The 17187-nt window shown below is 66.2% G+C and carries 16 protein-coding genes; 7 read left to right on the top strand and 9 right to left on the bottom strand.

The window, feature by feature from the left end; translation table 11 throughout:
* The first annotated feature begins 33 nt into the window (after positions 1-33).
* Positions 34-555, top strand: coding sequence for an NUDIX domain-containing protein (locus tag ACWEFV_RS18930; protein WP_450071271.1), 522 nt, complete (start codon positions 34-36; stop codon positions 553-555).
* Here the strand turns inward: ACWEFV_RS18930 and ACWEFV_RS18925 are convergent.
* Positions 552-2057 (bottom strand): ArnT family glycosyltransferase, encoded by a 1506-nt coding sequence (locus ACWEFV_RS18925; RefSeq protein ID WP_450071270.1) that lies wholly within the window; start codon positions 2055-2057, stop codon positions 552-554. The two genes, ACWEFV_RS18930 and ACWEFV_RS18925, sit on opposite strands and share 4 nt — an antisense overlap.
* A complete protein-coding gene (locus ACWEFV_RS18920; protein WP_450071269.1) occupies positions 2054-2686 on the bottom strand; it encodes a TetR/AcrR family transcriptional regulator in 633 nt (210 codons plus the stop codon). Before ACWEFV_RS18920 ends, ACWEFV_RS18925 begins: the two co-directional genes overlap by 4 nt.
* Before the next feature lie 129 nt (positions 2687-2815).
* Here ACWEFV_RS18920 and ACWEFV_RS18915 point away from each other — a divergent pair, with 129 nt between their 5' ends.
* Together ACWEFV_RS18915 and ACWEFV_RS18910 are read left to right on the top strand one after the other, a co-directional pair.
* On the top strand, positions 2816-4240 hold the full coding sequence (locus ACWEFV_RS18915) for an NAD(P)/FAD-dependent oxidoreductase (RefSeq protein WP_450071268.1): 1425 nt from the start codon (positions 2816-2818) through the stop codon (positions 4238-4240).
* A complete protein-coding gene (locus ACWEFV_RS18910) occupies positions 4237-4587 on the top strand; it encodes a cupin domain-containing protein (RefSeq protein WP_450071267.1) in 351 nt (116 codons plus the stop codon). The genes ACWEFV_RS18915 and ACWEFV_RS18910 overlap by 4 nt, the downstream gene beginning before the upstream one ends.
* A gap of 247 nt (positions 4588-4834) precedes the next feature.
* Here ACWEFV_RS18910 and ACWEFV_RS18905 read toward each other — a convergent pair whose 3' ends face one another.
* Genes ACWEFV_RS18905 through ACWEFV_RS18885 form a run of 5 tightly spaced genes read right to left on the bottom strand, consistent with a single transcriptional unit; the run spans position 4835 to position 10621 of the window.
* Positions 4835-5737: an ABC transporter permease gene (locus ACWEFV_RS18905; protein WP_450071266.1), complete on the bottom strand. Its 903-nt coding sequence runs from the start codon at positions 5735-5737 to the stop codon at positions 4835-4837.
* Positions 5734-6642, bottom strand: a complete 909-nt coding sequence (locus ACWEFV_RS18900) for an ABC transporter permease (protein WP_135452886.1) — start codon at positions 6640-6642, stop codon at positions 5734-5736. Before ACWEFV_RS18900 ends, ACWEFV_RS18905 begins: the two co-directional genes overlap by 4 nt.
* Entirely contained in the window at positions 6639-7784 is a 1146-nt protein-coding gene (locus ACWEFV_RS18895) for a polyamine ABC transporter substrate-binding protein (protein WP_450071265.1), read from the bottom strand. The genes ACWEFV_RS18900 and ACWEFV_RS18895 overlap by 4 nt, the downstream gene beginning before the upstream one ends.
* 5 nt (positions 7785-7789) lie before the next feature.
* Complete coding sequence (locus tag ACWEFV_RS18890) at positions 7790-8929, bottom strand: ABC transporter ATP-binding protein (protein WP_450071264.1); 1140 nt, start codon at positions 8927-8929, stop codon at positions 7790-7792.
* A 30-nt stretch (positions 8930-8959) separates the two neighbouring features.
* Complete coding sequence (locus tag ACWEFV_RS18885) at positions 8960-10621, bottom strand: amidohydrolase (RefSeq protein WP_450071263.1); 1662 nt, start codon at positions 10619-10621, stop codon at positions 8960-8962.
* Positions 10622-10844: 223 nt separating this feature from the next.
* On the opposite strand from ACWEFV_RS18885, the gene ACWEFV_RS18880 reads away from it, so the two are divergent.
* On the top strand, positions 10845-11489 hold the full coding sequence (locus tag ACWEFV_RS18880) for a TetR/AcrR family transcriptional regulator (protein WP_450071262.1): 645 nt from the start codon (positions 10845-10847) through the stop codon (positions 11487-11489).
* 10 nt (positions 11490-11499) lie between these two features.
* Here the strand turns inward: ACWEFV_RS18880 and ACWEFV_RS18875 are convergent, their stop codons facing one another.
* On the bottom strand, positions 11500-12201 hold the full coding sequence (locus tag ACWEFV_RS18875) for a TetR/AcrR family transcriptional regulator (RefSeq protein ID WP_450071261.1): 702 nt from the start codon (positions 12199-12201) through the stop codon (positions 11500-11502).
* Between the two features lie 54 nt (positions 12202-12255).
* Between ACWEFV_RS18875 and ACWEFV_RS18870 the strand changes: the two genes are divergently transcribed.
* Complete coding sequence (locus ACWEFV_RS18870; protein WP_450071260.1) at positions 12256-12927, top strand: DUF2306 domain-containing protein; 672 nt, start codon at positions 12256-12258, stop codon at positions 12925-12927.
* On the opposite strand, the gene ACWEFV_RS18865 is transcribed toward ACWEFV_RS18870, so the two are convergent.
* Positions 12910-13455: a TetR/AcrR family transcriptional regulator gene (locus ACWEFV_RS18865; protein ID WP_450071259.1), complete on the bottom strand. Its 546-nt coding sequence runs from the start codon at positions 13453-13455 to the stop codon at positions 12910-12912. The genes ACWEFV_RS18870 and ACWEFV_RS18865 overlap by 18 nt on opposite strands.
* A gap of 93 nt (positions 13456-13548) precedes the next feature.
* Here ACWEFV_RS18865 and ACWEFV_RS18860 point away from each other — a divergent pair, with 93 nt between their 5' ends.
* Together ACWEFV_RS18860 and ACWEFV_RS18855 are read left to right on the top strand one after the other, a co-directional pair.
* Complete coding sequence (locus ACWEFV_RS18860; RefSeq protein ID WP_450071258.1) at positions 13549-14775, top strand: MFS transporter; 1227 nt, start codon at positions 13549-13551, stop codon at positions 14773-14775.
* Positions 14776-14830: 55 nt separating this feature from the next.
* Positions 14831-17182 (top strand): arylsulfatase, encoded by a 2352-nt coding sequence (locus ACWEFV_RS18855; protein WP_450071257.1) that lies wholly within the window; start codon positions 14831-14833, stop codon positions 17180-17182.
* Positions 17183-17187 lie beyond the last annotated feature (5 nt).

The raw sequence follows: 17187 nt of genomic DNA, 5'->3' as shown, positions 1-17187 counted from the left end.
GACCAATGGTGTGCCGGCCGGTAACGTGACGGCGTGACCGATGAACTCGTCGCGGAGCACGACGCCGACGGCAATGTAGTTGGCGCGGCGCCACGTTCACGTGTCTACGCCGAGGGCCTGTGGCACGCCAGCGCCGGAGTGCTGGTGCGTTCTCTGGACGGGACGCGCATCTACGTTCACCGGCGCACCATGACCAAGGCGGTGTTCGCCGGCATGCACGACTGTCTGGCCGGCGGCGTCGTCGACCCTGGGGAGACGCCCGCGCAGGCCGCAACCCGGGAACTGGCCGAGGAACTCGGCGTCAGCGGCCCACCTCTGACGGCGCTGGCTTCCGTGGCTTGGGATGGGCGGTGGGCCGGAAAACCCATGCGCTGTCACTTGTTTGCCTACGAGGTGCGCTGGGACGGCCCGATCCGCCACCAGCCCGAGGAGATCGCCGACGGCTGGTGGTGGACCGAAGAGCAGCTCGCAACGCATCTGGCCGACCCGGACTGGCCGTTCGTACCCGATACGCGGGTGCTGATCCCGCACCTGCTGCGCGGGCCTGGGATTTAGAGTCGCCGCAGCGACGGCCAGGCCTGCGACCAGGCTTCGCGCGGTCCGGTGCATTTCCAGATCGTCACATCGCGGGTGATCCCGGGATAGCCCAGACGCGCATCGACCGTGTCCAGCGGCTGTACGTCGGTGCACAGGCCGCGGACCGTGTCGTGCTTCTGGTCGACGTACAACACCGTGGTCGCCGAGTCCGGCGGAGTGCCGAAGTACCACCAGCCGCGGCTCGGGCTGAACACTGCCGGAAGGTCGTCCTTTCCGTATATGTCCAGTGCGCTTGCCTGCCAATATGATTCGGCGATGACCACAGCGTTGATGCGCTCCTGCGGGGTGAGGGTCCGGTAGGCCGCCACCGTAGCTTGGGCAAGTTCGGGCCAGCCGAACTTGCCGTAGAACAACACCGCCAGCGCATCGTCGGCCGACGCGGGTGCGATATCGCGTTCTGACTCCCAGGGCAGGGCCCAGCCTGCCAAGGCCGTGGACAGGGCGATGGCCATCGCGACGGCGGCTCGCATCCAGCGCCCCAGCGGTCTGCGAGTCAGCCACACCGCGCCCGCCGCCATGACCAACCCGTACAACCCGGCGACGTAGTACGGCCGGCCACCGAGGGCGATGAACACCGCGAACACCATCACTGTCGCGACGCCGAGGAAACGGTATTCACGGAGCCGGTCGGTACACAACAACGCCCACGTGCCGCACAGCAGCAATACACCGCCCCATATCCCGGCGATGAACAATGCCAACGGCAGGAATGTCAACCGGCCGCCGACGAAACTATTCTCGGCGGCGATCACCGCACCCATCTCGAGTTGCGGCCAACCGTTTCGTGCTTGCCAGACCAGCATTGGTACGACGGTCGCCAGGACGCCCGCAGCACTGATCCACAATGCCTTGCGGGTCAGAAGGTCTCGTGGTCCGGCGAGCAGTGCGCCGATACCGACGCAGATCCAAAGGAACGGGATGAGCCATTTGATCTGGAGGTCGATCGCGGTGGCAACCGCCGCCCACACCAGCAGGGTGTCGTGGCGGGTTCGCACCCAGCGCACCAGCAGCCAGGTGATCAGCACCCACAGTGGGATGTCGATGGCGTTGGTGGACAGCTGGCCGCCCTGCACCAAGAGAAAAGGCGAGGTCGCGTAACCGGCAGCGGCCAGCAGCTGTGCGCCGCGCTCGCCGCCCAACTCGCGGGCGATCAGTGCGCTGAGAACGATCGCTGCCGCGGTGGCGATCACCGCGGGGAGTCGCAGGGCGAACAGCGAACCGGGCGCCAGAGTGTTCATGAGGTGGGCGATCAGCGGCAGCAGTGGACCTTGATCGGCGTAGCCTGCCGCTAGCCGCCGTCCTGCTGACACGAAGTACAGCTCGTCGCCGAAGTACCCGTAGCGACCGAGGAAGACCAGCAGGGCGATCGACCCGGCGGCGGCGATGGCGGCGACCCCGGCAGTCGCGAACGGTGCTCTCTGCGAGTCGAGTTGATCCGGGGTCAGTGCGGTGGCCGTCATCGCGCACCGGACGTGGTCGTGGCCAGGTCGAAAAGTCGGGTCAGCGCGGAAATGTATGCGCGTACATCGAAGTCGGGCTCGCGTACGGCCCGGCCGGCGATGCCATCGATGCTGTCGCGGATGAGCTTGGCCGTGATGGTCGGGTCGAACTCGCCGAATTCGCCAAGGAGTTGGCCCTCCTCGAGGAGCGCGACCAACGGGGCGATGATCTCGCCCTCCCCGGTGGTGCTGACGAATTTCAGCGCCCCGTCGTCACCGCGCAGATTCAGCACGACTTCGGACATTGCGGCCACAAATGCCTTGTTCGCATCGATGAAGGCGAGGTTGGATTCGATATAGGCGCGCAGGCGATTCCGTGAGCCCTGCGCTGCCTCGATGAGCGGCGACATGTACTCCGCGCCGGACACGAACAGCTGGATGACGACCTGTGTCATGAGATCGTCCTTGCCTGCGAAGTGGTAGGAGATGACACCTTTGGAAATGCCCGCGCGCTTCGCGATCCTGGCCAGCGATGTGACGGCGTAACCGCTTTCGGCGAGCACCTCGACGGCGGCGGCGATGATCTGCCGCCGCCTGGCCTCCTCGATGAACGACCCGCGTTGGCCGTCCGAACTATTTTCTGGCCGCATGGTCAGAAAATAGCACGACCGGCCAGTGCGCAGGCCTGGCGCGGGTATGCGGGCGCTTACGTCAACACCCTTGAGGTAGTGCGGGAAATACTTCTTACTGGTGGTACACCACCGTCTAGGAAGATACCCGTGCAAACCGTTTTCGAACGAAACGCTCCCGCCGCCAGCCTCGTCGACCGTTCGCTGGCCAACGCCACCCTTCAGCCCTTCTGGCTCGATGACGTACCTGCTCAGCCCGGCTACCCGGGGCTGACCAAGGTGTCCTCCCGGTACGACCTGGTGGTGGTCGGCGGCGGCTACACCGGCCTGTGGTCGGCGCTGCTGGCAAAGCAACGGGATCCCGGTATCCGGGTTGCCCTGATCGAGGGCCAGACGATCGGCTGGGCGGCCTCGGGCCGCAACGGCGGCTTCGTCGAAGCGTCGCTCACCCACGGTGAGCAGAACGGCCGCAACCGCTGGCCCGATGAGATGGATGTCCTCGACCGGCTCGGGTTGGAGAACCTCGACGGCATCGAGAACACCGTCGACTCACTGGGCCTTGATTGTGACTTCGAACGGACCGGTTCGCTCGCGGTCGCGCTCGAGCCGTACCAGGCCGCCGAACTGGCCTCCGCCGCCGTGCAGCCGGGCCAGGTCTACCTCGACCAGCAGGCGATCCGCGCCGAGGTCAACTCCCCGACGTACCTGGCCGGAGTGTGGTCGAAGGACACCACCGCGATGGTTCACCCCGCCAAGCTGGCGAGCGAACTCGCCCGTGCCGCAACTGAACTCGGTGTGGAAATCTACGAGAACAGCAAGGTGCTCGGTCTCGGGCGCGGCCGGCTCCGCGGGCCACTCTCGGTCCGTACCGAGCGGGTGTCGGTGCAGGCCGACCGAGTGATCTTGGCGACCAACGGCTTTCCGTCGCTGTTGAAGCGGTACCGCTACCACACGGTGCCGGTCTACGACTACGCCTTGATGACCGAACCGCTGACCGATGCCCAGCTGGCCGAAATCGGCTGGACCAACCGGCAGGGCATCAGCGACATGTCGAACCAGTTCCACTACTACCGGTTGTCGAAAGACAACCGCATCCTGTGGGGCGGGTACGACGCTGTCTACCACTTCGGCGGGCAGATCCGGCCTGAGTACGAGGACCGCGATGCCACCTACCGCCGGATCGCCGGCCACTTCTTCACGACGTTCCCACAACTCGAGGATGTCAACTTCACCCATCGCTGGGCCGGCGTGATCGACACCTCGACGCGATTCTGCGCGTTCTTCGGCTCCGCGTACGGAGACCGGGTCGGATACGCCGCCGGGTTCACCGGGCTCGGCGTCGCGGCCACGCGGTTCGCCGCCGAGGTCATGCTCGACCGTTTCGCCGGTAAACCGACGGCGCGCACCGAAGTCGACATGGTCAAGTCGATGCCGCTGCCATTCCCGCCGGAACCGTTGGCATCGGCCGGGATTCAGGCCACCCGCTGGGCGCTGGACCGGGCCGACCACCGTGAGGGGCGCCGCAACGTCCTGCTCAAGGCGCTCGATGCCGTCGGGCTGGGGTTCGATTCATGAGCGAGAACGCAGCGCTGCCCGGCAATGCCGTCGACGCCGCCGCGTTGGCGCTCGACCACACACCGCTCGCCGACGAGCTGGTGGTGGACGGGGCGCCGACGACGGCGCATCGAGACCTGACCGAGTTGTCGGACGTGACCATCGGGGTCTGGGAACACACGCCCGGGGTGTCCCGCGATGTGGAGGCCGACGAGGTGTTCGTCGTTCTCAGCGGTGACGGGACCGTCGCGTTCGACGACGGTTCCCCGGCGATCGATCTGCGTCCAGGCAGCCTCGTTCGCCTGTACGAGGGGCAACACACCACGTGGACGGTGCGCGAGACGCTGCGGAAGGTGTACATCGCCTAGGTCCGGAACGGACGTCGGCCGAGCGAAGCCGGTCGCGGGCCTTTCACGCTCTGACGAATGTCTGTGTCAGCGTGCTGTGTTGAGCTCTACACCGAGGATTGCGGCCACATACTGACCGCAATCCTCGGCACAAGTACCTCGAAGCCCAGACATCTCCATCTTTGCAAGGGGCCGGTGTGACCGGCTGAAAGCGCCGTCCGGGGATGCGCGTTCGCGACAGTGCCGCACGATCGGCCTTCCGACCGCGTCAGCCCCCGGCCAGGGTCTGGGCGATCTCTTGTGAACCAGCGCCGCTGCGGCGGAGCACAAACGCCACGGCGCCGAGCGCGATCAGCGTGAGCACCAGCATCAAGGTCGACACCGCAGCCACCTCAGGCCGAAGACCCACCTTCAGTGACGAGAAGATGTACACCGGCCACGGTGTTGAGCCGGGAAGCTGGACGAAGCTCGACACGATGGTGTTGTCCAGGCTCAGTGTGAACGACATCAGGGCGCCGGCCAGGATCGCGGGGAAGGCCAGTGGCAGCGTGATCTGACGGAATGCGTTCCACTTGCCGGCGTACAGGTCTGCTGCGGCCTCCTCAAGTCGTAGATCGGTGCCCTGCATCCGCGCCCGGATGATGAATGTCACCACGGCTACCGACATGACTGTGTGGGAGATGACCAGGCGGATCAAGCCGTTGTTCATCGGCAGGAAGCCGGCGTCGGTGCCCAGGGTCACGAACCAGGGCAGCAACGAAATGCCGGTCACCACTTCGGGTGTGACCAGGGTGACCGCGAGGATGGCGGTCAGTGCCGTCGCCCAGCGATTGCCGTTGCGGGACCGGGCCAGCGCCAATCCGCCCAGCGTGCCGAGGATCGTGGACAGCACCGCGGCCCCGACCGCGGCCTGCAGCGAGGTGAGCACCGAGTTCTTGATCATGATGTTGTCGAACGCGCTCGTGTAGGCGCTGAACCCGAATCCCTGCCACGCAGCGAGAATTCGGCCGGTATTGAACGAATACGCGACGATCACGATGATCGGCAGAAACAGGAACGCGTATACCACGATGCCCCAGACCCGCAGGCCAAGAGCGATCAGATCCCGGGATCGGCGCCTGCGCGGCGCCGCCGCGACCTCGGGTGCGGGACGCTCGAGTGTTTCGGTCATGCTTGTGCCCCTTCAGGAATGGTGACGCGGCGCGACCGCTTGATGAGGGTCTTGACGGTGAGGGCGACGAGGCCGACGGCAGCCACGGTGACGAGGATGAAGGTCATCAGGACGATCGACATGGCCGATCCCAGCGCCCAGTTCTGGGCGACGTTGAACTGCGCTGCGACCAACTGGCCGACCATGTTTCCCTGCGCGCCACCGAGTACCGACGCCGTGATGTAGTCGCCCATCAGCGGGATGAACACCAGCAAGCAGCCGGCCGCGATGCCGGGCAGCGCGGTCGGGACCGTCACGTCGAGGAACGTTCGCAGACGGCCCGCGCCGAGGTCGTGACTGGCCTCGCGCATGCTTGCCTCCGACCGCTCCAGCGCGACGTACAGCGGCATGATCATCAGGGGGAGATAGTTGTAGACCACCCCGATCTGCACCGCGGTCTGGGTGTAGAGCACCGACAGCGGGCCGTCCATCAAGCCCAGCTTGTTCAGTGCACCGGAGACGAAACCCTCTGGGGAGAGCATGATCTGCCAGCCCAGGGTGCGAACCAGGAAGTTCGTCCAGAATGGGATCAGCACCAAGGCCAGCAGCATTGCGCGCCAGCGCGGAGCGACCTTGACTGCCAGCCAGTACGCGAACGGCAGGCCGACCGCCAGGCAGATCAGGGTTCCGAGGCCGGCGATGCGCAGGGTGTTCAAGAACGTGCTCAGGAATGTCGCGTCGGTGGCTTCGACGTAGCGGTCGAACGACAGCCGGTCGTTGGACCGTGCGGTGTAGATGTCGGGCTTGTACCCGAAGCTGTACCAGCCGATCAGTGTGGTCGGAATCAGGAAGAAGAAGACCAGATACGCCCACAGTGGGAAGGACAGCGTGGCAGTCGATCTCGTTCCAGCGGAGAGCTTTCTCATGCCGCGGCTCCGGCCTGCATGCGGTTCAGGATCTTCACGAGCCGGGGCGTGGCCTCGGTGACTTCGCCGGGGGTCAACCGGTCGAGTGTCGCCTTCGGGGGATAGATCAGATCCGTCATCTCAACCTCGTTCTGCTCAGCCAGGTCCCGCTGGCCGGTCAATCCGGTCGGGTAGCCGATGTACTCCATCTCCTTCATGCCGATCTCGGGTTCGAGCATGTAGTTGATGAATGCGTGGGCGGCGTCGGGGTGCTTGGCGCCCTTGGCTATGGCCCACGTGTCCATCCACAGGTTGGCGGTGGGGGTCGGGAACACGAAACGCCAGCGGTCCGGATCGTTGTCTTCGAGCAGGGCCAGGCGCACGTCACCGTTGAACGCGTGCATCAGGGCGAATTGCCGCTGCGCCAGTTGCGCTGACACCTGGGACACGAATGCCGAGATTGTCGGCGCGATCTTGTCGACCATGTATTGCTCACATGCGTCCAGATCGCGTCCGTCGGTGGTGTTCGGGTTGATGCCGTTGGCCGCGAAATAGATTGCGCACACCTCCCACGGATCCTCCAGCACCGTGGTCTTGCCCCGCGCTTCGTTCTGTGCAGCGTCGAGAAAGTCGCGCCACGACGTCAGCTCGCGGTCGATCACTCGCGTGTCGTAGACGAATCCTGTTGTGCCCCAGTTCTTGCACACCGCGTACTCGTTGTTCCGGTCCCAGGGCTGGTGCCGATAGATGGGTTCGACGTTGGCGAGGTTGGGCAGGTACGAATGGTCCAGCTTCTCCAGTAGGCCGGCGTGCGCCATCATGGGGACGTAACTGCCGGTCGGAACGACGATGTCATAACCGCTGGTGCCCCGGGCCGCGCCGAGCTTGGCGACGAGTTCCTCATTGGAGCCGAAGTTGTCGACCTGGACGGTGATACCGCGCCGGCCGAATTCCGCCAGGTTGTCCGGGTCGTCGTAGTCGCCCCACGAGTAGATGTTGAGTTTGTCCTCCATCTGTCCGTCCGCAGCCGGGGACGGCACGCCGCCCTTCGAACAGCCGGACATCGCCAGACCGGCTCCCGCCACGGCGAATCCGGCGAGCAGGCTGCGCCTGGTGATTCGCCGGGCATCGCTGGGGGAGGCCAGGATTCGTAGTCTGTCCACCTGATTCACCCAGCCGTCGCGATATTCGACGGAGCCGCCGCGAAGACGTGCACCGGGTCGCCGTCCCAGCTGCATCGGACGGCTGAGTGCAGCTCCAGGTGTTGGGCACTGCCCGCCGGCATCCGGGACAGCAGCTCCAACCCGGAGTCGGTCTTCACCACGTATTGGACCGTCTCTCCGAGGAAGGAGACGTTGGCCAGAATGCCGTCGACCGCGTTGATCGGGGTTTCGCCCACGGCGGGGCTCACCGAGATGGACTCGGCCCGCACCACCGCGATCACCGGCTTGCCGGTGGCATGACCGTCCATCGTGGCGTGGTCGGGCCGGATCGTGAAGTCAGGTCCGGTGAGCGTATCCGGGCCGGAGACCATGCAATTGAGGAAGTTCTGCTTCCCGATGAACCCGGCGACGAACGAGTTCGCGGGTGATTTGTAGATCTCGGCTGGGGTGCCGATCTGCTGGATGGCGCCGTCGCGCATGACCACCACCCGGTCACTCATCGACAGCGCTTCCTCCTGGTCATGCGTGACGAACACGAAGGTGATGCCCAGCTGTAGTTGAATCAGCTTGAGTTCCACCTGCATTTCTTCGCGCAGCTTGCGATCGAGGGCCGACATCGGTTCGTCGAGCAGCAGCACCTTGGGCCGGTTCACCAGCGCCCGCGCCAGCGCCACCCGCTGCTGCTGTCCGCCGGAGAGTTTCTTCGGATTGCGATCGGCGAAGCTCTCCATCCTGGCCAGCCGCAGCGCGTCGCCGACCCTGCGGCCGATCTCGGCTTTCGGGGTACGTTGCTGACGCAGCCCGTAGGCGACGTTCTCCGCGACGGTCATGTGCGGGAACAATGCGTAGGACTGGAACACGGTGTTGACCGGTCGCTTGTTCGCCGGCAGTCCGACGATCGACGAGCCGTCGAGCAGGATGTCCCCGTCGTCCGGCTCCTCGAACCCCGCGATCATCCGCAGCAGCGTCGTCTTGCCGCAGCCGGACGGTCCCAGCAGCGACAGGAACTCTCCTGCCCGGATGTCGAGGTCGACGCCACCGACCGCCGTTGCGCCCCCGAACTGCTTGGTGATCTTGCGCAATTGTATTGCGGTTTCGGGCTTTTGTGCTCGCGCCGGTGCCTCGGCGAGGCTGGCTTCGGTCATGCCGGTTCCTTCGATCGTTGGGGCGGGTGGTCACCGGGTGGTCGGTGCCGGGACGGTGTCGCTGTAGACGAGTTCGCCGTCGACGTACGTTCGCGCCACACGGGTCTGTGCGATCTCCTCGGCCGGTAGTGCGAACGGATCCCGGTCGAGAACAACGAGATCGGCGAGATAGCCAGGTCGGATCACCCCGGTGTCGTCGAGGTGGTTCACGTAGGCCGACCCTGCTGTGTATGCCGCGATCGCAGCAGTGAGGTCGATGCGCTGCTCGGGGAGGAAGACCCGGCGCTCCGACGTGCCGGGCGCCAGGCGGTTGACCGCGACGTGGATACCCTCCATCGGATCGGCGCTGCTGACCGGCCAGTCGCTGCCGGCGGCGAGTACCGCGCCGGCTCGCAGCAGGTCCCCGAACGGGTACTGCTGGCGGGCTCGCTGCTCGCCCAGGAAGGGAATGGTGAGCTCGTCCATCTGCGGTTCGTAGCAGGCCCACAGCGGTTGCATGTTCGCCGTCGCACCCAGGGTGCGGAACCGCGGAATGTCGTCCGGATCGACCACCTGCAGGTGTGCCAGGTGGGGTCGGGTGTCGCGAAAACCGTTGGCACGCCGGGCCGCCTCGACCGCATCGAGAGCCTCGCGGACCGCGCGGTCGCCGAGCGCATGGAAATGCACCTGGAATCCGAGTGCGTCGAGCTCTACAACATACTGTTGCAAGGCTTTCGGGTCCACGAAGCTGATACCGGCGTTGCTCGTGCAGCAACCGCACCGGTCCAGATAAGGCTCCAGCAGGGCGGCCGTCTGGTTCTCGGCGATCCCGTCGATCATGACCTTGACCGTGTTGGCGGACAGGCGTCCGTGCCGCAATGCCTCTCGGCGTTCGACCATCTCCGGGATCTGTTCGGCGCCCCGGTCGCGTTCCCACCACTGTGCCGCCGCGACCCGGACGGTCAGGGTCCGCTCGTCGACGGCACGGCGGTACGCCTTCTCGGCATCCGGCACGGCGGCGTACTTGCCCAGCATCGCGTCCTGCCACGCGGTGATGCCCAGCGAGTGCAGATGGCTCTGTGCGTTCAGCAGAGCCCGGTACAGCTGGTCCTCCGTAGGGCGCGGCACGAATGCCGCGACCAGGTCCATCGCGGCTTCCTGCAGCATGCCGGTCGCAACTCCGTCGGCGTCGCGTTCGATACGTCCGCCGGGCGGATCGGGGGTGTCGTCGGTGATCCCGGCGATCCGCAGGGCCAGGGAGTTCACCCACGCTCCGTGATGATCGCGGTTGGGCAGGTACGCCGGGCGGTCGGCAACCACGGAATCGAGCATCCGGGCGGTGGGGATGCCGCCGTCGAAGGCGTCCAGGGACCAACCGCCGCCGGTGATCCAGTCCCGGTCCGGCTGCGCCGCGGCGTACGCGCCGATGGCCGCCAGGGTCGAGGCGGCGTCGTCGCAGTCGAGCAGGTCGCATGTCATGCGCTCGACGCCTGCTGCCACCGGGTGGACGTGGGCATCCTGGAAGCCGGGGATGAGCAGCCTGCCGGCCAGGTCGACGACCTCGGTGTCGGGTCCGATCAGCTCCCGGGCGCCGTTTCCGACTGCGGTGATCCGATTTCCGGTGACCGCGACGGCGCCCACCCGAGATCGCGCGGCATCCATCGTCAAGACCGGGCCTCCGGTGAATACGATGGTCGCCGGCGCAGCAGGCATCAGCTGTCTCCTCGTGTCGATCTGATTCGGTGGGCGTTGGCCGATCGGCCGGCGCACCGGTTGTGACCTGGGCCCAGATCACAATTCGTTGTGCGCCATGACACAGGAGCGCCGCAAAATGGGTCAAGGGTGTTGACGTAAGCACCGGAAGGCAAGGCGGATGGGTCGAACCTTGAAGTCGCAATCTCCGCGGCAGCGACGGAGACAGACGAAGCATGGCGTGGTGCTGTCCGAGCAGCTGATCGTCGACGCTGCGTTGCGAGTGCTGCAACATCACGGTGCGGTCGGCCTGACCGTCAGGCGCCTCGGTACGGCGCTCGGGGCCGACCCGACCGCGCTGTACCGCTACTTCCCCGGTATTGAGGACGTGGTGCTGGCCATCACCGACGAACTCCTGCGACGTGTCGTCGAGGGCTGGGAGCCGACCGGTCGCTGGCGAGAGGACATGCGGGATCTCGGTTTGCGCATCCACCGCGTCTACCTTGAGCACCCGCAGGCCGGGGTCCTGGCGGCTAGCCGGGTGACCGGGAGCGACCACGAAATCCAGGTCATCGAAACGGTTTTGGGGATCCTGCGGTCGGCCGGATTTCCGGACCGGGAAGCCGTCGAGGTATATCACGCCTTCGTCGATCAGATGCTGGGGTTCGCGGCACTCGATGCCGCCTTCGAAGCCCTGCCCACCGAGCATCAGCAGCGCGACGAAGACACGTGGCGCGACACCTATGCGCGGTTACCCGCCCAGACGCATCCGAACATCGCCGCCACCAGTCGGTTGCTCGACGAGTCGATGCGGCAGAGCGCGTGCGAGTCGGCTTTGGACCTTCTACTCGACGGTATTGCCGCGCGCCTGGAGTCCTACCGGCGGTAGACGCCCACGCTCACCCCGCCTTGGCGGCGATGCCGTCGAGCAGTTGGTCCAGGCCGGAACGGAATTCGGTCATCGGGTCATCGTCGGGTTGGTCGAACACCCCGCTTTCGATCGCGGCTGCCAGTGCGGGGAACCGGGCCGAGGTCACCAGGCGGCGCAGGAGCCCGGGGTACTCGCGGTCATCCACATCGCGGGCTTCGACGGCCAACGCCGCCGAGCCCCGCGTGAAAATCAGCACTGCGATGACCGCGGTGAGCTTCTCGCGCTCGGTCAGTCCCGTGCCCGACAGGGTGGCCAAGCCGGCGTCCAGCCAGGCCAGCTGGCCGGGATCGGCGGGCAGGCCGGTCGACGCCGTCTGCAGGATCCATGGATGGCGGTGGTAGACGCCCCACAGCTCATGAGCCCAATTCGATAGTGCGCCACGCCAATCCGAGCCCTCGGGCGTCGTCGGCGGCGGGCCGGGTCCGGTGGCGAGCATGAACGTCACCAGCTCGTCTTTGTTGGCCACGTGCCGGTAGAGGGACATGGTGCCGCACCCGAGTCGCTCGGCCAGCCGTGCCATCGACAGGGCGGCGAGCCCGTCGGAGTCGGCCAGTTCGACGGCTGCCGTGACGATCGCATCCCGGGTAAGGCCCCGCGACCGGCGCGGCGCCGGGTCCGGTTGCCAGAGCAGGCGTAACGCGCGGGGGAGCGGGGTATCGGGGCCGGTCATTGAGGATCAGCGTAATCAGTGACAGCCGGATGCGTATGGCATACCCTTTTGCGTATGCCATACGCAATTAGGCGCTCCAGTCGGCCGGCCACGGCGCTCGCGGTGATCGTCGTGGTGTTTCTGGCGTACTCGATACCGCCGTATCTGACCGGCGGCACCCGGGTGCAGTCCACCTTCGGGCTGCACTATCCGCTGCTGGTCGGGCACGTTCTCTTCGCGAGCACTGCGATGGTGTGCGCGGTGGCGCAGATCTGGCCGGGCCTGCGGCATCGTCACCCGGTTCTGCACCGGCGTATCGGACGCGTCTATGTGGCGACGGCGATCCCGGCGGCCGTCTGCGCCGTGGTGATCGGGGCGGCGACGCCGTTCGGCCCGATAGTGCGGGCCAGTGACGTCGCTCTCGGGGTGCTGTGGCTCTGGTTCACCGTCGACGGCTTCGTTGCGGGGCGGCAGCGCCGGTTCGGCGCACATCGACGCCAGATGCTGCGCAGTGCGACGCTGACGATGTCGATCATCACCAACAGGATCTGGGCGCCGGTGCTGTACCTGGGTTTCGAGCCGTTGCGCGACAGCGTCTTCGGCGGGAGCGAGGAGAAGTATCTCTGGGTGGTCGCGGGTATGGGCGCCTGGCTGGGCTGGACGCTTCCGCTCCTGCTGCTGCAGTGGTGGATGGGTCGACAGGCGGCGCGCACCCGGGCCCAGCCGCCGTCACTGAGCGGGGTCTGAGGTGGCAGTGATCCGATCGATCACTGCCAGCAAGCCGTCGTCCTGGCCGGCCTCCACGACGTGGCCGCCGAGTGCGCGGTGCAGCGCGCTGTAGTACAGCCCGTCGCCCATGAGCTTCACCGCGCGGGCCACGTCGAGATCGCCGAGTGCGTCGTGCAGGACGTTCAGCCAATCCGCCGAGACGGTCTCGATGACCGTCCGCGCGTGACTGTCACCCGCCTGCTGCAACCGGGACACCGCCACCAGGGTCCGATCGAGCGGCGTGCCCGCGTAGTGCGAGGACCGGATGTAGTAGCGGGCAGGCCCCTCCGCGGCTGTCAGCATCGCTTGCACATCCTCGGCCGCCAGCGTCAGAAGTCGGTCGCACAATGCGGCGGCGAGACGGTCCTTGGACGGAAAGTGGTAGAGCAGACCGCCTTTCGACACGCCCGCTTTGGCGGCCACCGCGTCGAGGGTGGCGTAGCGCTCGCCTTCGACGGCTAGTACGTCCTCGTAGGCGTCGAGGATGCGGTCCCGCGACGAAGCCATTCCGAGAGCTTACGACAACACGGTGGAACTATACCGTCTGGACGGTATAGTAAGTCCGGGTCACGTCGGTCGAGTCACATGGAGAAGAGGGTCATGCGGGTGTATCGCGACGTGCTCCGGACCCCGGGCGTGCTGAACGTGACTGCTTCCCAGTTGTTCGCCCGCCTGCCGTTGGGCATGCTCAACCTGGCGATCCTCCTTCACGTCCAGTCCAAGACCGGGTCTTACGCACTGGCCGGTGCTGCTGTGGCATGCGTCTGCATCGGGGAAGCGCTGGCGATGCCCGTGACCGCGCGCCTCGCCGGGCGAGCCATGACGATGATCCTGATCATTGCGGCCCTGACGAACGGCGCCGCCATGCTGGCGCTGGCGTTCGCCGGTGCCTCTGAGCCGCTGCTGCTGATGCTCGGGGTGCTCGTCGGCGCATCCGTGCCGCCGCTGATGCCGGTGGTTCGGGCGCTCTACCCACAGCTGGTGCCCAGCGACGGGGTCCGCGCGTTGTTCGCGTTCGATACCACTGCGCAGGAACTGATCTGGGTTGTCGGCCCGGTGGCCACGACCTTCCTGGCCTCGACGCTGTCGACCGCCATCCCGTTGGTGGTGTCCGCGAGCGTCACCGTTGCCGGCACGGGATGGTTTCTGCTGAGCGCCAGGCACCTTCGGCCCCAGAGGGGCAGTGGCGCGTCTGCATTCGGCCGGGTGGTCGCCAACCGTGCGGTCATCCTCGCGATGGTCGCGAGCCTCGCGCTCGTCGCGTCGTTCATGGCACTGGAAGTCGGCGTCGTTGCCGCCCTCGGACGCACCGGTGTCACCGCCGGTCTGGCGATCGCGGTGGCAAGTGTGGGGTCCCTGGTCGGCGGCTTGGCGTTCGGACACCGGCGATTCGGGCTCGCCGGCCTCGTGGCGGCGCTGGGAATCGTGGCCGCCGGGACGGGCGTGTTCGGCCTCGTCGACAATCTGCTCCTGCAGTTCTGCGCATTGTTCGTGTCCGGATTGGGTTTCGCCCCGGCGATGTCCGCGCTGTATCTCATGGTGTCGCGCGAGATCGAAGAACATTCGGCGGCAGAGGCGTTCGGTTGGCTCAACAGTGCGGCACTCGTGGGCGGGGCCGCGGGTACGGCCCTCGCCGGCGTGGCAGCCGACGCGCACGGTGCATCCGGTGCCGTCGTGGTGTCGGCGGTGCTGGCCACCCTGGCCGTGGGCTCCCCGGTCGTGGCTCGGATGGCCGGTCCGCTAAGGGGTCTCAGCGATCAACCGGATGCGGGACATTACCCGCCGGCAACGTCAATTTCCCCGGTAAACGCCGGCGAGCAGGTGTAATCTCCTCCGCGATCAGTCTTACCGGTGCTGAATCGCCTACCGGAGTGAGGTCGCCATGGCAACCGAGTTCAACGGCAAGATCGAACTGGACATCAGGGATTCCGAACCGGACTGGGGGCCCTACGCGGCACCCACCGCCGTCGAGAATGCCCCCAACGTCCTGTACCTGGTGTGGGACGACACCGGTATCGCCACCTGGGACTGTTTCGGTGGCTTGGTGGACATGCCCGCGATGAGCCGCATCGCCGAACGCGGAGTTCGGCTGTCACAGTTCCACACCACGGCGCTGTGCTCGCCCACCCGCGCCTCACTGCTCACCGGACGTAACGCCACCACGGTCGGGATGGCCACCATCGAGGAGTTCACCGACGGATTCCCGAACTGCAACGGCCGGATTCCGTACGAGACCGCCCTGCTCCCGGAGGTCCTCGCCGAGAACGGTTACAACACATACTGCGTCGGCAAGTGGCACCTGACTCCGTTGGAAGAATCCAATCTTGCTGCCACCAAACGTCATTGGCCGTGCTCGCGCGGTTTCGAACGGTTCTACGGCTTCATGGGCGGCGAGACCGATCAGTGGTATCCGGACCTGGTGTACGACAACCATCCGGTCGAACCACCGGCGACGCCCGAGGAGGGCTATCACCTGTCGCAGGACCTGGCCGACAAGACCATCGAGTTCATCCGCGACGCCAAGATGATCGCCCCCGACAAACCCTGGTTCACCTACCTGTGCCCAGGAGCCGGCCATGCCCCGCACCATGTGTTCAAAGAGTGGGCCGACCGGTATGCCGGGCGGTTCGACATGGGCTACGAGGCCTACCGCAACGTCGTGCTGGAGAATCAGAAACGGCTGGGTATCGTGCCGCCCGACACGGAGCTGTCACCGGTCAACCCCTACGCGGATGTCAAGGGGCCCAACGGTGAATCGTGGCCCCCGCAGGACACCGTCCGGCCGTGGGAATCGTTGTCGGCCGATGAGAAGCGGCTGTTCGCCCGGATGGCCGAAGTGTTCGCCGGGTTCCTGTCCTACACCGATGCCCAGATCGGCCGGGTGCTGGACTTCCTGGAGGAGACAGGACAGCTCGACAACACGATCATCGTGGTGATCTCCGACAACGGGGCCAGCGGCGAGGGTGGGCCGAACGGGTCGGTCAACGAAACGAAGTTCTTCAACGGCTATATCGACACCGCCGAGGAAGGGCTCAGGTTCATCGACCGGTTGGGCTCGCCGGAGACCTACAACCACTACCCGATCGGGTGGGCGATGGCGTTCAACACGCCCTACAAGCTGTTCAAGCGCTACGCCTCGCATGAGGGTGGAATCGCCGACACCGCAATCATCTCCTGGCCCAACGGCATCGGTGCCCACGGTGCGGTGCGCGACAACTACATCAACGTCTGCGACATCACCCCGACGATCTACGACCTGCTTGACATCACCCCGCCCGCGAGCGTGCGCGGGGTTCCGCAGAAGCCGCTGGACGGTATGAGCTTCAAGGTGGCCCTGGACAATCCGGACGCGCCGACGGGCAAGGAGACCCAGTTCTACACCATGCTCGGCACCCGCGGAATCTGGCACAGAGGCTGGTTCGCCAACACCGTCCATGCGGCCACCCCGTCGGGCTGGTCCCACTTCGATGCCGACCGCTGGGAGCTCTTCCACATCGAAGCCGACCGGAGTCAATGCCACGATCTGGCCGCTGAACATCCGGATAAACTCGCCGAACTCAAGGAGCTGTGGTTCAGCGAAGCTGACAAGTACAACGGGCTGCCGCTGGCCGACCTGAACATCCTCGAGACGATGACCCGGTGGCGGCCCTACCTGGTCGGCGAGCGGTCGCGCTACACCTACTACCCGAACACCGCGGAAGTCGGCCTGGGCGCGGCCGCCGAACTGCGCGGGCAGTCGTTCACCGTGCTCGCCGATGTCACCGCGGACGGCGCCGACGCGCAAGGCGTCTTGTTCAAGCAGGGCGGCGCACACGGCGGTCACGTGCTGTTCCTCGCCGACGGGCGGTTGCACTACGTCTACAACTTCCTCGGTGAGCACGAGCAGTCACTGGTCTCGCCGGATCCGATCCCATTGGGACGGCACATCTTCGGTGTGCAGTACCAGCGCACCGGCACCGTCGAGGGCAGCCATACCCCACTCGGGGACACCACCCTGTACGTCGACGATGCCGCGGTGGCCACGCTGGACGGAATGCAAACGCACCCCGGCATGTTCGCGCTCGCCGGGGGCGGTATCTGCATCGGCCGCAACACGGGATCGGCGGTGTCGCAGCAATACCGGGCTCCGTTCGCCTTCACCGGCGGCACCATCGGGCAGGTCACCGTGGACTTGTCGGGCGAGCCATATCAGGACCTCGAGCGGGAACTCGCCGTCGCGTTCTCCAAGGACTGAGGGCT

The sequence above is a fragment of the Mycobacterium sp. NPDC004974 genome (assembly GCF_053600815.1).
The sequence above is the reverse complement of the archived record's forward strand: the minus strand, read 5'-3'. Positions and strand labels throughout refer to the sequence as shown.

Excerpts from the sequence above, each read along its gene's own strand:
- ACWEFV_RS18905 (WP_450071266.1), bottom strand. The coding sequence starts at position 5,737 with ATGACCGAAACACTCGAGCGTCCCGCACCCGAGGTCGCGGCGGCGCCG.
- ACWEFV_RS18860 (WP_450071258.1), top strand. The coding sequence starts at position 13,549 with ATGCGGGTGTATCGCGACGTGCTCCGGACCCCGGGCGTGCTGAACGTG.
- ACWEFV_RS18855 (WP_450071257.1), top strand. The coding sequence starts at position 14,831 with ATGGCAACCGAGTTCAACGGCAAGATCGAACTGGACATCAGGGATTCC.
- ACWEFV_RS18865 (WP_450071259.1), bottom strand. The coding sequence starts at position 13,455 with ATGGCTTCGTCGCGGGACCGCATCCTCGACGCCTACGAGGACGTACTA.
- ACWEFV_RS18925 (WP_450071270.1), bottom strand. The coding sequence starts at position 2,057 with ATGACGGCCACCGCACTGACCCCGGATCAACTCGACTCGCAGAGAGCA.
- ACWEFV_RS18910 (WP_450071267.1), top strand. The coding sequence starts at position 4,237 with ATGAGCGAGAACGCAGCGCTGCCCGGCAATGCCGTCGACGCCGCCGCG.
- ACWEFV_RS18875 (WP_450071261.1), bottom strand. The coding sequence starts at position 12,201 with ATGACCGGCCCCGATACCCCGCTCCCCCGCGCGTTACGCCTGCTCTGG.
- ACWEFV_RS18900 (WP_135452886.1), bottom strand. The coding sequence starts at position 6,642 with ATGAGAAAGCTCTCCGCTGGAACGAGATCGACTGCCACGCTGTCCTTC.
- ACWEFV_RS18885 (WP_450071263.1), bottom strand. The coding sequence starts at position 10,621 with ATGCCTGCTGCGCCGGCGACCATCGTATTCACCGGAGGCCCGGTCTTG.
- ACWEFV_RS18920 (WP_450071269.1), bottom strand. The coding sequence starts at position 2,686 with ATGCGGCCAGAAAATAGTTCGGACGGCCAACGCGGGTCGTTCATCGAG.
- ACWEFV_RS18890 (WP_450071264.1), bottom strand. The coding sequence starts at position 8,929 with ATGACCGAAGCCAGCCTCGCCGAGGCACCGGCGCGAGCACAAAAGCCC.
- ACWEFV_RS18870 (WP_450071260.1), top strand. The coding sequence starts at position 12,256 with ATGCCATACGCAATTAGGCGCTCCAGTCGGCCGGCCACGGCGCTCGCG.